Here is a 13,578-nt window from a genome sequence, read left to right as displayed (position 1 = left end):
TCAGCCTGCGTAACACGGCCTCGGCATTGGCCCCATGCAGGGCCTTGACCTCGGCCCGTAATCGCGCCCGGAGCCTCGCGCAGGCCGCTGTGCTCGGAGTGATGATCAGTTTCTTCTGGCCCTTCCGACGGACATTGAATCCGAGGAAGTCGAACCCCTCATCGAGGTGGACGACCGTGGTCTTCTCCTCGTTGAAGCGAAGGCCCCTCGGCTCCAGCCAGTCCTCCAGCCGGACCCTGACCTGGTGCACCTGTTCCTCATTGTGGCAGAGCACAACGAAGTCGTCGGCATACCTCACCAGCACCGGAGTGCCGGGCATCGCGCCGGGCTCACGCCCGGACCGCACCGTGTATTGGCACCCTGCGGCCTGTTCCAGTCCGTGCAGAGCAACGTTCAACAACAGCGGGCTGATCACACCGCCTTGAGGAGTGCCCTCGTCGGTCGGTGTGAACCGGCCGCGGTCGATCACGCCCGCTTTCAGCCAGCCGCGGATCAGGTCCCTGGCGGGGAACTGCCCGAGCATGGTCATGAGGTGGGTGTGGTCGATGCGGTCGAACGCGGCCGACAGGTCCGCGTCCAGGACCCACAGACGCTTCGGGTTCTTGCCCTTCACAGTCCAGAAGATCGCGGATATCGCGTCCTGGCAGCTGCGGCCGGGCCGGAAGCCGTAAGACCTCGGCTCGAACCGCGCTTCCCACTCGGGTTCCAGCGCGTTCTTCACGCGGGCCTGGAGGACCCGGTCACGGATGACCGGGATGCCGAGTGGTCGCTGTTTCCCGTTGCTCTTCGGGATGAACACTCGCTTGACCGGCCTGGCCTTCCAGGGCTTCGACGACCGATGGATCTCGGCCGCCAAGGTGCTTCTCGCCTTCGGCGTGAGGGCCCGTTCCCCGTCGATGCCAGCGGTCATGCGACCACTGCTCTGTTGCGTCACCCGCTTCACGCTGATCAGCGTGTTGCTGCGGCTTCGCAGCATGAGCTTCTGCAAGTTGCGGACCTTCTTGAGGTCCCCGTCCTGCGTTGCCTTGAAGATCCTCTGCCTCAGCCGCCGTACGTTCTCCTCACAGTTGGCCCAGTCGATGCCGTGCCAGTCGAGTAAGTCGTCCTCGGGTCCGTTCACCGCAGGCGAGGACGTCACGACAGGTGTCGTGATCTCCATGTTCGCCTCCGGTGTCTAACTTGTCCCTTGGTTCCGGCTTCCTTGCAGTGGTGACTTCAAAGGCTCACCTGATCCACGTGGGCGCCCTTTCGGGCCGGGCCACCAGGGCCCGTATCCGGCGAGTTATGCGAGAGCGGGTGAAGGTCCCGATCTCCCGGTTTCCTCTGGCCTTTCGGCCTGCCGGCCTTCGCTTCTTGGATCTTCCTTCTCCCGCCGGGGACTTCAGCCTCCCTTGCGGTCGGCCTACCAAGCAGAGGCTTGGACCCCGTCGGGGTTTCCACGTTCCGCACCAGTAAGACACGGCTGGGGTGGGCGCCCCCTCTACCCCGGGACCAGCGGTGTCCTCCCTACGGGCTCAGTTACCCGAAGGTCGCTTGGTGCTTCCCAGCACCGGGTCCTGTGACCGCCGCCAGCACGCCATCGTCGCGGTCTTAAAGTCACGAGGCATCATCGAGGGTTCACTTGCATTCGCCCGTCCAGCCTTCCCCTCACCTGTTGCCTCCCGGTGGCCGGGACGCTCTTGGGCTTGAACGCTCCGCTTCACACCCCGCCGTTACCAGCGACGCATGGGAGCGCGGAGACGGACCTTGGACACTGGCCCGAAGTTCAGCCGATCGATACCTCCTTCACGTGGCTGGACTTACTTACCTGGAGCGACTTCGTGTCGCACACTGAGCGCCTCAGTTGGCCACTCTGAGCATCGCAGTCGGCCCCGGGGATGGAGAACTCTTCGCACCGGTGTCAGTGCGCCTGGCGGCGCCAGATCGAGGGGCTGACGCCTCGGATGCGCTTGAACGCCACGCTGAAGGCGAAGGGGTCCTCGTACCCCACCTCGTGGGCCACGGAGGCGACGGTCGCCTCGGTGTCACGGAGCAGGTCCGATCCCAAGGCCATCCGCCAGCCGGTGAGGTAGGTGAGCGGGGGTTCACCGACCCGTGCGTTGAAGCGAGCGGCGAAAGCGGCGCGGGACATGCCGACCCGGGCGGCCAACTCGGCGACTTTCCACCGGTGAGCGGGATCCTCGTGCAGCAGGCGCAACGCGTCGCCGATCGCGGGATCGGCCAGCGCCTGGTACCAAGCGGGCGCCGTCTCCGGTCTGGCGCACCAGGCCCGCAACGCGAGCACGAGCACGAGATCCAGCAGCCGGTCGAGGACGGCGTCCTGACCTGGTTCGTCGCGGGCGACCTCAGTGGCGAGTAGGTCCAGTGCCGCCCGGGTCCCTGGCCCGGCGGGCACGACTGCCAGCGGTGGGAGCATGCCCAGCAGACGGTCGCCCGCGTCGCCGCGGAGTTCGTAGGCGCCCCGGAGCATGACCGTAGCCCCGGGCAGACCATCGCCGTAAGTACGAGGGGCCAGGTTTCGATGAGTGCCTGGCGCCTCTTCGTCCTCACCGATGACGTGCTTCCTTCCTCCGTGGATCAGGACCTGAGGCGGGGTGGAGGGGGCGTCGGCGATCGTGTACCGGCCGGGGCCGGTGATGAGGGCGATGTCACCCGCGGCGAGGTGGACCGGTGCAGTGCCCGCGTCATCGAGCCGGACCGAGGCGAGGCCGGCGAGCGTGGTCACGACTGTGAGCGGTGGAGCGTCGGCGAAGGTCAGCGACCACGGAGGACGCTGGATCAGCTGCCGGACCAACGCGTTGTCGGCACGGGCTCGGTGCAGCAGATCGCTGAGGACGTCCACCATCCCAGGCTAGACGCTCACAAAGGTAGTTATGACGTTCTCCCATGGAACGTCTACGAGTCCATGGGGTTCTCTGGGCGCATGAAGAACATCCTTGTCCTCGGCGGCACCGGCAAGACCGGTAGCCGCGTCGCCCGGCGCCTGAAGGCCGCCGGGCGGCCGGTCCGCACAGCGTCCCGCGCCGGCGGCGACATCCCTCTCGACTTGGGCAACCCGACGAGCTGGGCGCCCGCGCTCGACGGCGTCACCGCCGCCTACCTCGTGGAGCCCAATCTGCAGGCGAGCACGGACCGCCAGGCGCGCATCCCCCGGTTCGTGACCGAGGCGGTCACCGCGGGCGTGCAGCGGTTGGTGCTCCTGTCCGCTCCGCGCGCCGGCGAGGATGATCACCCTCTGCATGCCGTCGAGCAGGCCGTGCGCAGATCCGGCGTCGACTGGACCGTCCTGCGCCCGAACTGGTTCTCGCAGAACTTCAGCGAAGGCCCTTGGCTGCCCGGGATCCTCGACGGAACCCTGGCCCTGCCCACCGGCGACGGGCGCACGCCGTTCATCGACACGGAGGACATCGCCGAGGTCGCCGTGTCGGCGCTGACCGAAAGCCGCCACAGCGGCCAGATCTACGAGCTGACCGGCCCACGGGCGATCAGCTTCGGCGAAGCGGCCGACCTCATCGCCCAGGCCACCGGGCGCACAATCCGACACATCGACGTTGCCCCAGAGACCTTCGTCGGGCGCCAGGTCGCGGCGGGCGCCTCGCCCGACGTGGCGCGCCTGCTCACCGAACTCCTCGTGGCCATCGGCAACGGCTCGGGCGCCGCGCTCTCCGACGGGGTGGAACGAGCCCTCGGCCGGCCGCCCAGGACTTTCGAGGACTACGTCACCGAGACCGCCGCCGCGGGCCACTGGACCTGAATTTCCCCGCAACACCGAGCAGTTCAACGTTGAGCGCCAAAGTGGTCGACTGAAGCACCCCCTGGCCAACTGAGGCGCTCAGCCACACCCGCACGTCGGACAAGGCCTCCTGGTCGCCGAAGAAATCGAACACGTGCTTGAATTCAGTCATGCGATCGTTCCCCGACGACCTTGCCCAGGCGCAGCAGGAGTGGAGTGCCACCTACCGGCAGCTGGCCGAGCGGCCCGACCGGACGGAGCTGCGCCGGCGTCTGTACCGGCTGTCGGCTCAGCTGTTCTTCCACCCCTGCCGGCAGCATCGGCGCCCCCGCCCCGCGGCGTGGTGGGAGCTGCGTGACCTGGGACGATCAGATGTGGACGTGCGTGAGCGGCTTCACCGATGACGCGCTGGGACGCGGGCCCACATGTGCCGGATGCTCCGGAAGCCGTGGCCGGCCCGATTCGGGTGATCGTGCATCCCCCGTTGCCCACAGGCGGCCGACGCCTGCGCGTGGACGGCGAGATCCTCGGGCTGGCCCACAACACGGCCGACGTCGCCGAATTCCTCCGCCGGGCCGGGCTGGAGATCGACTCGGCCGAGGTCGCGGAGTCACCGTGGATCGACTGGCGCGGAGTCGGACCGGAGTACTGGAGGGCGGAGAAGTGATGGCCTCGACGCGATACGCGGACGGCCGTTACCCACTCTCGGGTGACGTGCGGGTCCTCGGCGGGGTGGCGCAGTCTGGCGAGCGCAGGGCAGGGGCCCGTTCCTGCACTGGTAACCGACCACCGTACGCCTCGGCCGAGCGTTCGGATCGGCCGGGTGCAGTACGACTCCCCGGGCCGTGACGACCGCTCGATCCGGTCCCTGAACGACGAGTGGGTGGATATCACCAACAACACTCGCCACGCCGTGAACCTGGACGGCTGGACTCTGTCCGACCGGGCCGGCCACACCTACACCTTCCATCACTACCGCCCGGACGGCCGGTCCACCGTCCGCGTCCACAGCGGCATCGGCCGCGACGCCCGCCACGACGTCTACCAGGATCGACGCAACTACGTCTGCAACAAGACTTCTGACACGGCCACCCAGCGCAACAACCGTCACCAGTTCGTCGACTCGGTCCCTTGGGGCGGCCGCCACCGCTGACCATCGAAGGCCGGGCCGGCCGCCGCTGAGGGCAGCACCACCATCGGCCTGACCGACAGCAGTGCGTGAGGGGTGGGGTGACGGCAGTACCGCTGTCACCCCGCCCTTCCCCGTGAACGGATGAACCACGCTCAGTGAGCCGGAAGTCTGCACGTGTTCGTTGGTGCTCCAACCGCGCCAGCTGCTCGGACGGCGGCGGGGTCGGGTAACCGGGCTCACAACCCCCTGCCTCCCGCTCACCGGACCAAGGCAGCGTGTTGTCCCGTTGCACCTCGCGTTGTAACGGCGGATTCGCCTTCGCGTTCTACCCCGCGCGGTAGGGCTGTACCCAAGTGGGGGAGTATCTGCTCAGTCGTCGCCTGCCTGTGAGGGATCGTTATGCGTACTGCCCGCCATCTCGTGCCGCCCGTCGTGTTCGCCTGTCTGCTGCTGGCGGGATGCAAGTCCGGCTCCCTCGGTTCGCCGGCACCGTCGAGAAGCGGGAGTCCTGTGGCGGGGGCGTCGGGCACGGCCGGCTCAGGAGGGGCGATCGCGGTGGGGGCGGGCCCGCAGAAGCACTACACCGTCCAGCAGCAGCCGCCCGCGGGCTCGTGCCACTACCGCTATGAGAAGGGGGAGCCGCTGGAGGACCTCAAGTGCACGCCCGGCGCGATATCCCCAGCGGTCACGCAGGCGAACCTGAAGTCGACGATCTGCCGCAAGGGCGGCTACACCAAGGACATCCGGCCACCGGCCTCCATCACGGGCAAGGAGAAGAAGCTGAACGCTGCCTCCTACGGCGACAAAGGCCCCACGGGAGAAGCGGAGTACGACCACCTGATCAGCCTCCAACTGGGCGGCGACCCCAACGACTACCGCAACCTGTGGGTGGAACCCGTCGACCCGGGGCACACGCGGAGCCAAGGGGTCAACAACAAGAAGGACCCGGTGGAGACGAAGCTGCATACGGCGGTCTGCGCCGGCACAGTCACTCTTGCCGCTGCCCAGCGGGCCATAGTCACCGATTGGACCACTGCGCTGCAGACTTTGCACCTCAACTGACTCAGCACAAGGCGTTGCCCGCCAAACGCACGCGCGACCCTTCCCGACCTCGCTCCACTCGGCCGGGAAGGTGCACAGCGGCCGTTCGACGGCCCGTTGACGGATGCGGCAGTACATGATGCCCCGAGCAGGAGGTACTGCCTGATGCCACAGCCGCGGTAACAGTAGAGGAGCACTCACTGATCAAGCTCAGTGTCTGAGCGGCACCAGGGCCACGAGTCGTGCTGACCCGGCAGTCCCCTACCTGCTTCAGGAGAGAGGGTGGGGCGTAGGGCAGGTGACCTGCGGCTTCGCTGGCCGAGTCAGCGAGCACGGATGCAGCCACCGGTCACCCTTGTTGACCCCTGCATCTGGCACGGCTGTGGCACGCGGCGGCTGCCCCTGCTGACCTTCTGATCCCTAGCTCTAGAGAGAACGGTTACGGTTATTTGTGGATCTCAACCTCATCAACGATGTGCCCGGCGGGCTGACTCGGAGGGCTCGCAACTTTGTCGCTGTGCACGGCATCAGGGTCGATACCCGGCCCGTCGACCAGCACAGGCAGTGGTGGCTTGACCGGGGTATCCCGGCGGATGTCGTTGACCGTATGGCGTCCTACCAGGAGCGCTGGGGCGGCCTGCTCTTGCCGCCGGCCTCTCAATACGACGGAGGGCCGAAGTACTTCGACGCCGACTCACCCGAAGGAAGCTCTTCCGAGGGCTGGTGGTTCGAGGCGGGCACGCAACGGACCGCCGTTCCTTACGCATTCATGATCGGGCCGGCAGGTGAGTTCGGCATCCACGCGAACCACTGGGTGCCACTGCACGCGACCGTCGAAGGGTGGATCGAGGCGCTCGCGCTGACTCATCATGCGTCGATGTGGGCCAAGCAGATCACGAAGATCACGGACGATGACGTCGATGGCCTCAAACTCGACGCCATGAAGCCGGTCCCGGAGGTACAAGGGCTCGCAGATACCTGGTGGCGCGGTGCAGATTCGCTGGTCGCGATCTACACGGGTGAGGCGCGAGGCTTGTCTTATCCGAGGGGGCGTACCGCGTTGGTCTACTGCGGCCTTGACGAGTGGGGGGTCATGTCCCGCGGGGTGGTGTAGTCAGGGCAGCTGTTTCGGTTCCGGTTGTGGGGTGATCTCGGGTTCGGGTTCGGCTGGGTTGGTGGTGAAGAGCTCGGCCATGGAGGCTTCGGAGAAGTAGCGGCGGTCGAAGACCTGCCACTCGTCGTGGAGTTCGGCCAGCACCGCGGCGGCGAGCCGGTCCAGGGCGGCGGGGTTGGGAAAGACCTGGACGACGTCGGCCCGCCGTTTGATCCCCCGGTTCAGCCGCTCCAGCGGGTTGGTCGACCAGATCTTCTTCCAGTGCGCCGGCGGGAAGTCGGCGAACGCGGTGATGTCCATTGCCGCATCCAGCAGCATCGTCTTGACCTGCGGGAACTGCCGTCCGAGCATGTCGGCGACCACGTTCAGCTGGGTGCGCACCTGCTCACCGGTGGTCTGCGCGAAGATGGTGCGGATGGTCGCGGCGACCATCTCCCCAGAGCCCTTCTCGATCACCGAGAACACGTCCCGGACGAAGTGAACCCGGCACCTTTGCCAGGCCGCGCCGAGGAAGACGGTGCGGATCGCGGCCACCAGCCCGCTGTGGCTGTCGGAGATGACCAGCTGGGCGTTCTCCAGGCCGCGGGCCCGCAGGAACTTCGTCCAGAACGGCTTCGACTCACTGTCGCCGACCATCAGCCCGAGGATCTCGCGGTGCCCGGTGGCGGAGATCCCGGTGGCGATGACCACGGCCTGGGAGACGATCCGGTGGTTGACCCTCGCCTTGCAGTAGGTGGCGTCCAGGAAGACGTAGGGGAAGACGGTGTGCTCCAGCGGCCGCTCCTTGAACGCGGTCAGTTCTTCGTCCAGCTCACCGCAGATGCGGGAGACCTCGGACTTGGAGAACCCGCTGTCCGCACCGAGTGCTTTGACCAGGTCGTCGACCGAGCGGGTCGAGACACCATGCACGTATGCCTCCATCACCACGGCGAACAACGCCCGGTCGATCCGCCGCCGGCGTTCCAGCAGCGACGGGAAGAATGACCCGCTGCGCACCTTCGGGATCTTCAGGTGCAGATCGCCGGCCTGCGTGGTCAGCACCCTGTCCCGGTGTCCATTGCGCCAGGTCGTGCGCGTCTCGGAGTGCTCGCGCGGCGCGGCACCGATCACCTCGGTGGCCTCGGCTTCGATCAGCTCCTGCAGGATGCGCTCGCACACCACCCTGATTGCTTCAACTCCATCGGCCCGACGTAGTGACTCAAGCAGCCGCATCAGCTCAGACCGGGACAAGGCCATCGCGTGCTCCTCCGGTCGAACTGCCCGTTCACCAGGGAGACTTGCGCGATGGCCTGCCCTTGTTCAGGGAGCGTGCACCGCCAGCGGATGCACGCCCCGAGCAGACACCCGCGCGTTCCGGAACCCTGCCCGGCTACACCACTTCATGGGACGCGATCAAATCGCGGGTATCGCCAGCGCTTACGCCGCACGCCTGAAGGGGCTGGACGCGCCTCGAAGAGAGCGGGATCAGGTGGGTCAGAGCTAGCCTCTGGCGCGGGCGGTAGGGTTCGGGTCAACGCCTGCCGTCCGTAGAGCCACCTCGGGTGCTGTCGTAGCACGGGAATGGTCCGGGGCGCGGGTTGTCCGACGTCACATGGTCACCACAGCCACACGCCAAGGGCGACGACAGCAATGCCGATCGTGATGGTCACCGGCCCGATCGTGTAACCGGCCCACTTCCTTCGGCCTACGAGGTCCCGCACACCGATGGACATGGCTCCACCGACAAGGACGATCAAGCTCCCCGCGAGCAGGACGAGCGCCACAAAGAAGGAGACCCAGCCGGGGTCGTAGTTCGGGTTGTTGTGCGCGACCCCCGCCAGGATCATGTCGCCGGGCCCGTCGTGCACTGTCACAACAGCCCGAAGCTCCAGCCGGCGATTGCAAGACCGATCACGAGGATCACCGGCCCGAGAACGTAGTTGCCCACCTTCTTCTGATCGCTGACGTTCCAGAGAGTGACGGTCAGGGCGGCGCCGATGACGGCGATCAGGCACCCGCCAACCCCGAGGAGCGCCCAGAAGAAGCCGGCCCAGGTGGCGGGGTGGTCCGGGTTAGGGTTCGAAACGGCCGCCAGCCTCACGTCGCCGATCATGCTCACTCGTCCTTCGCCAGATCCTGGACATCCGCCTCGATGCCGGAGCCGGCAGCGTAGACGCCCGTGTTCAAGGTGGTTCCCACGGTGTTCTTGAACGCGCTGTCGGCCAGCTCGCCCCGGTCACTGAGGTTCTTGCCTCCGAGACTCCCGTGCTGCTCCAAGGCATGGTTGACGCCGTGGTTCTGGGCGTTCCCGAAGGCACCGGTTGCGGCGTTCGTGAGGGCGTTCTGGCCCATCGTCGAGGCATCCCGGTCGTTGGCGATGTCAGTCGTGAGTCCACCGGCCACGTTGCCCGCGGCGCCGTTGACGGTGGTGCCCAGCAGGCCGTCTCCCCTCAGGATGCTGCCGGCCACCCCGGTCAGTCCGGCTGCGTCCGCGAGCGCCGCGCCGCCCCCAGTGAACGCGGCTGTTCCGCCGGCGGCCCAAGCGGCGCTGGCGAGGTCGTCTCCGACGGTCACGGGCTGGCCGTTAACGGCCTGGTTGAGCATCGTGCTGCCCGAGTCCGCCACGAAGTTCGTGACGAAGCTCTCGGCGCCTTTCTTCAGGAACTTCGCGGCGAACTCGGCCACCTTCGCCAGCTTCACCGCCCCTTCCTCGCTGAGCTTGCCGAACCGCTCCAGCAGCGCCGCCACCTTCTCAGCCGCCGACGTGAACAGCTTCACCAAGTCGATGATCTTGGCCACCCGCGTGGCCACGGCCGTGTTCGCGACGAGGTCGGAGAGGAAGCCGGTGAAGAAGGACAGCGCCGCGCCGGCGATCTCCATCTCGGCGATCTCGACACAGATGTCGATGATCTCCTCGTTGATCTTGTCGATCTCGTCGCCGTACGCCCGCAGCCCGTCGGCCACCTGGTGGAAGTTGTGCGCGACCTCGTCGATGACGCGCTTCTGCTCCGCCCAGTGCTTCTCGAAGGCGTCGTGGGCCTCACCGTGCCAGCCCTGCTTGTCGACGCCCTCGACAGCGAGGTCGAGAGCGTGCACGACCTCGGTCAGCTCGTCGCCCATGGTGTCCCAGGCACGGGCGATCGAGCGGAGCGTGGCGCCGTCACCACCAGGAAGCGCCACCCCGCACGCCTGGAGGATCTCCAGAACCTTGCCGTCGATCCAGCCGTTGATGCTCACGCCGGGCCTCCCGCCGGCTGGGTCGCGGCACGGAGGTGGTCCATGGCGGTCCGGTCCGAGTCCTTGTAGTTGGCGGCGTTGAGACGCAGCCGGTCGCCGTCACTGGTGAGCACGCCGGGCAGGTGCCCGAGTGCCTTGACGGTGCTGTCCAGCAGCGTCTGGTACTTCTGCGCCGCACCGTCGCAGGCGCCGAGCAGGCCGAAGGCTTCTCCGACCTCGGACACGGTCGCCGCGAAGTCGTCGACCGGGTTCGCCAGGCCCTTCGCTTCCCTGTCGAACTTCCCGGCAAGGTCAATCAGAGTGTCGGGGTCGACACCGAACTGGCTCATCCTGCTTCCCCCGTCGTCGCGTACGTGAACAGACCAGCAGTACTGAAGGGAGCGATCCGCCGGGAAGGGTGGTTTGCGTTATCAAGACGCGATGATGCCGCTCCCTTTACTGGCCCTGACAGAAGTTGCTGATCATGTGACTGTCAGTGGGTCTGGTCGTTGATGTGGTCGTGGGGATGCGTCAGTCGCGGCCTTGGACCGTGTCGGACGAACTGTGGTCGTTCATCGAGTCGTTGCTACCAAAGCCGGGGGCGAAGCTGGTTGCGGGCCGACCGCGTGGGCCGGATCGGCAGGCCCTGCGCGGGATCCTGTTCGTGCTGCACACCGGGATCCAGTGGGAGTACCTGCCCCAGGAGCTGGGCTTCGGCTCGGGCATGACCTGCTGGCGGCGCCTGGCCGCCTGGAACGCGGCGGGCGTGTGGGACCCTGCACTCGGTGCTGCTGAAGAAGCTGCGGTCGGCGAACAAGCTCGACTGGTCGCGGGCGATGATCGAATCCTCCCACGTCAGGGCGGCCCGGCGGGGCCCAAAAGCGGTCCCAGCCCGATCGACCGGGCACGGCCGGGCAGCAGCACCATGTCCTGACCGATGGCCAGGGCATCCCGCTGCGGTGTCGCTGACCGGCGGCAACCGCAACGACGTCACCCAGCTCCTGCCCTGGGCCTCGGGCGTCTCGGTGACCGTCAATCGGCGCCTGCCCGCGTGCCGGCACTTCTCCCTCGAGGAACTGGCGAGCCCTCTCGACCCGAGCGACGGTAGCCGCGCGTCGGCCGAGCTGTACAGGTTGAAAAACGGTGCGCGTGAACAACGCGAGAGCTTCCGCAGAGCCCAAATAGCGGCCCTGACAGCGGGTGGGACCGGCCGCTTCATTGTCTTGGACGAACCGGCGGTCCATCTGCATCCGACCCTGCAGCGACGGATCGCCACAAGCGTCTTGGGTCTGGGCGTGCTACCCACACGACGTGCCGGCCAGAGTCTCCAACCTGCCTGGAGCCTTGCGTCATCAGAGCGCTCAGCTTGGGAAGCTGCGAGCTTTTGCGGCCTGTCCGGGCGCTGACCTTGGCGCACGGTGAGGGATCGGCCCCGTCGGGACTCGATGGTGTCCCGCCGAGTGGTGTAGGAATCCGGACCGCCTCGCTCCGGCGACCGCCTACATGGCGATCACCATCGAGGTTCCTCGTTCGGTGTCGACGCTGTTCCGGGCCGCCGAGGTGGCCTCTGCCCGGGCGTCAGTCCTGCAGGCATGTGTGACCTGCGGAGTCGTGGACTCCACATCGCTACACCACTTCGCGGGACGCGACCTCGGACTCGGCTGCTTTCACCGTGGTTCCCCGCTGTTTCCCGCTCGTTCTGGTGCGCTTGTGGTGCATCCTGTCGAAGGCGTGGAGGCAGGAGTGTCCGTGCCTCGTGCCATGATCCTCGGGTGCTGGAGATCCCGGGATACGAAGGCGGTCCTTTGGTCGAGGGGAGCGCCTATCTGGACGAGCCCTTGTTCTGGCCGGTGCACCTCGGTACCTGCTTGAGTGGCGAGGACGCGCAACGGGCTGCGTTCGGTGCCGACTGGGACGCGGCCATGGCACTCCACCGTGCACTGTCCGCCGACCACGAGTGGCCGGTGTTCAACGTGCCCCTGCGCTCCGGCCACACCACCTACGTCGTCTACCGCAATCTCGACGGAGATCAAGGGGTGGACTACCTGATACATCACCCGGCTTGGCCCGCGGCGGAAGCCCTCGCAGTGGACGACGGCCACTTCATGGGGCCCGGAACCGCCTGGCCAGAACTGCTGTCCGCTGCCAGACAGTCCGCACCGGCGAGCCTGGGCGACGCCCACGCTCGCCTCCTGCTGCTCTTCCCGACCCTCGGTGATGCGCGGCTTCCCGACGACGCGGCTGTGCTTCTCACTGCCGCGCTTGCCGCTCTCACCTTGATTGAACAGCCCGCCGAAGTAGCGGGGATGCTCCTGGAAAACCAGGGCCAGTGGGAGCCTGCCCACTGGAGGCTGGCGGACGGCGTCTGGATCAACGACGGCGGGCATTCCTACCGAAACCCCTGCAACGCCTTCGCTCTGCCGGAGGGGCGACTGCGGGAGATCAGCAACGCCTTGATCTCATCAACGCCGTAGAGGGCTACCGTTCTCCTGTGACCGGCTCAACGGAGCGCCCCATTCTCTTCCTCGACGTCGACGGGCCACTCATCCCCTTCGGGCAGCCCCGACGGGCGGCCTCTGCTGTGCGTTCCGATGCGTCCTGCGTTTCGGGGAACCCGCTGCTGGAGCGCCTCGACCCCGCCGTTGGTCCGCGCCTGATGGCGCTGGGGTGCGATCTGGTGTGGGCATCAACGTGGGTGGACGATGCGAACGAAGCTGTCGCGCCGCGCATCGGGCTGCCGCGGCTGCCTGTGGTCAAGTGGCCAGAAGTCCTCACCGATGAGGGGCCGCGCGGCTTGCACTGGAAGACCCGCCACCTTGTCGCGTGGGCCGGCCACCGCTCGTTCATCTGGGTCGATGACGAGATCAGCGATATGGACCACCTCTAGGTTTCCGCGCAGCACGAAGGACAGTCGCTGCTGCACCGCGTCGACCCGGTCGCAGCCCTTACCGACGACGATTTCGCCGAGCTCGCCCGCTGGCTCCGCTCCACCGTGCGCTGAGCACCGCTTTAGGAGTTCGATCCGAGCCCGCTTCAGCTACCGCCGTCGACTGGTGCGACGGCCGGATAAGGGTGCTGGTGTTCGCCCCCGTCCGGCGTCGTTGATGTCAGCCGTGGACGTCAGAAGCTTGCGGGTGCGCGGCGTCGCTACGGCGAGGATGCCGGTTTCCGGCGCCTGGCGAGGCGGCGCCAGGCCACCCAGAGATTGATCACAAGCAGGACCGCTCCCGCGATGGGCCAGCCCATGGATCCACCGTTGCGGTAGGTCTCGATGCCCACCGCCAGCAGCATGACGCCGATCACTTGGCCCATCAGGTCCATGAAGGCGTCCAAGCGACTTGCGATCTTCGAAAGGTTGGCCAC

The 13,578-nt window shown here is 67.1% G+C and carries 15 protein-coding genes and 2 pseudogenes; 9 read left to right on the top strand and 8 right to left on the bottom strand.

The annotated features are described in order from the left end of the window. The coding region (locus AC5WS8_RS37990) for a reverse transcriptase domain-containing protein (protein WP_496108053.1) at nt 1-1,159 on the bottom strand (1,159 nt) is incomplete at its 3' end. Between the two features lie 741 nt (nt 1,160-1,900). Next, nucleotides 1,901-2,842 (bottom strand): AraC family transcriptional regulator, encoded by a 942-nt coding sequence (locus AC5WS8_RS37985; protein ID WP_496108052.1) that lies wholly within the window; start codon nt 2,840-2,842, stop codon nt 1,901-1,903. Between the two features lie 81 nt (nt 2,843-2,923). On the opposite strand from AC5WS8_RS37985, the gene AC5WS8_RS37980 reads away from it, so the two are divergent. The 6 genes from AC5WS8_RS37980 (at nt 2,924) to AC5WS8_RS37955 (ending at nt 7,020) form a co-directional block, all read left to right on the top strand. Then, nucleotides 2,924-3,754 (top strand): SDR family oxidoreductase, encoded by an 831-nt coding sequence (locus tag AC5WS8_RS37980; protein WP_496108051.1) that lies wholly within the window; start codon nt 2,924-2,926, stop codon nt 3,752-3,754. Between the two features lie 149 nt (nt 3,755-3,903). Next, complete coding sequence (locus AC5WS8_RS37975) at nt 3,904-4,137, top strand: DUF8825 domain-containing protein (RefSeq protein WP_496108050.1); 234 nt, start codon at nt 3,904-3,906, stop codon at nt 4,135-4,137. 44 nt (nt 4,138-4,181) lie between these two features. Next, nucleotides 4,182-4,400, top strand: a complete 219-nt coding sequence (locus AC5WS8_RS37970) for a hypothetical protein (RefSeq protein WP_496108049.1) — start codon at nt 4,182-4,184, stop codon at nt 4,398-4,400. A 42-nt stretch (nt 4,401-4,442) separates the two neighbouring features. Further along, nucleotides 4,443-4,886, top strand: a complete 444-nt coding sequence (locus tag AC5WS8_RS37965) for a lamin tail domain-containing protein (RefSeq protein WP_496108048.1) — start codon at nt 4,443-4,445, stop codon at nt 4,884-4,886. Between the two features lie 378 nt (nt 4,887-5,264). Then, complete coding sequence (locus AC5WS8_RS37960; protein ID WP_496108047.1) at nt 5,265-5,927, top strand: hypothetical protein; 663 nt, start codon at nt 5,265-5,267, stop codon at nt 5,925-5,927. 430 nt (nt 5,928-6,357) lie between these two features. Continuing rightward, complete coding sequence (locus AC5WS8_RS37955; RefSeq protein ID WP_496108046.1) at nt 6,358-7,020, top strand: hypothetical protein; 663 nt, start codon at nt 6,358-6,360, stop codon at nt 7,018-7,020. Here the strand turns inward: AC5WS8_RS37955 and AC5WS8_RS37950 are convergent, their stop codons facing one another. The 5 genes from AC5WS8_RS37950 to AC5WS8_RS37930 form a co-directional block, all read right to left on the bottom strand. After that, nucleotides 7,021-8,256, bottom strand: coding sequence for an IS256 family transposase (locus tag AC5WS8_RS37950; RefSeq protein ID WP_496108045.1), 1,236 nt, complete (start codon nt 8,254-8,256; stop codon nt 7,021-7,023). Nucleotides 8,257-8,615: 359 nt separating this feature from the next. After that, nucleotides 8,616-8,873 (bottom strand): hypothetical protein, encoded by a 258-nt coding sequence (locus AC5WS8_RS37945; RefSeq protein WP_496108044.1) that lies wholly within the window; start codon nt 8,871-8,873, stop codon nt 8,616-8,618. Continuing rightward, nucleotides 8,870-9,112: a hypothetical protein gene (locus tag AC5WS8_RS37940; RefSeq protein ID WP_496108043.1), complete on the bottom strand. Its 243-nt coding sequence runs from the start codon at nt 9,110-9,112 to the stop codon at nt 8,870-8,872. Before AC5WS8_RS37940 ends, AC5WS8_RS37945 begins: the two co-directional genes overlap by 4 nt. Before the next feature lie 2 nt (nt 9,113-9,114). Continuing rightward, nucleotides 9,115-10,236: a WXG100 family type VII secretion target gene (locus AC5WS8_RS37935; RefSeq protein ID WP_496108042.1), complete on the bottom strand. Its 1,122-nt coding sequence runs from the start codon at nt 10,234-10,236 to the stop codon at nt 9,115-9,117. Then, complete coding sequence (locus AC5WS8_RS37930; RefSeq protein WP_496108041.1) at nt 10,233-10,565, bottom strand: WXG100 family type VII secretion target; 333 nt, start codon at nt 10,563-10,565, stop codon at nt 10,233-10,235. The genes AC5WS8_RS37935 and AC5WS8_RS37930 overlap by 4 nt, the downstream gene beginning before the upstream one ends. Before the next feature lie 176 nt (nt 10,566-10,741). Here AC5WS8_RS37930 and AC5WS8_RS37925 point away from each other — a divergent pair. From AC5WS8_RS37925 to AC5WS8_RS37915, 3 genes and pseudogenes are all read left to right on the top strand, one after another. Next, nucleotides 10,742-11,237, top strand: a pseudogene (locus AC5WS8_RS37925) (IS5 family transposase); the annotation flags it as partial. Between the two features lie 750 nt (nt 11,238-11,987). After that, nucleotides 11,988-12,689 carry a hypothetical protein gene (locus AC5WS8_RS37920; RefSeq protein WP_496108040.1) on the top strand — a complete coding sequence of 234 codons (702 nt, stop codon included), beginning with the start codon at nt 11,988-11,990 and terminating at the stop codon, nt 12,687-12,689. A gap of 17 nt (nt 12,690-12,706) precedes the next feature. Continuing rightward, a pseudogene (locus tag AC5WS8_RS37915) lies at nt 12,707-13,216 on the top strand (HAD domain-containing protein). A gap of 146 nt (nt 13,217-13,362) precedes the next feature. On the opposite strand, the gene AC5WS8_RS37910 reads toward AC5WS8_RS37915, so the two are convergent. Further along, a partial coding sequence (locus AC5WS8_RS37910) for a hypothetical protein (RefSeq protein ID WP_496108039.1) occupies nt 13,363-13,578 on the bottom strand: 216 nt, incomplete at its 5' end.

It is taken from the genome of Streptomyces sp. PTL18 (assembly GCF_059510295.1).
The sequence above is the reverse complement of the archived record's forward strand: the minus strand, read 5'-3'. Positions and strand labels throughout refer to the sequence as shown.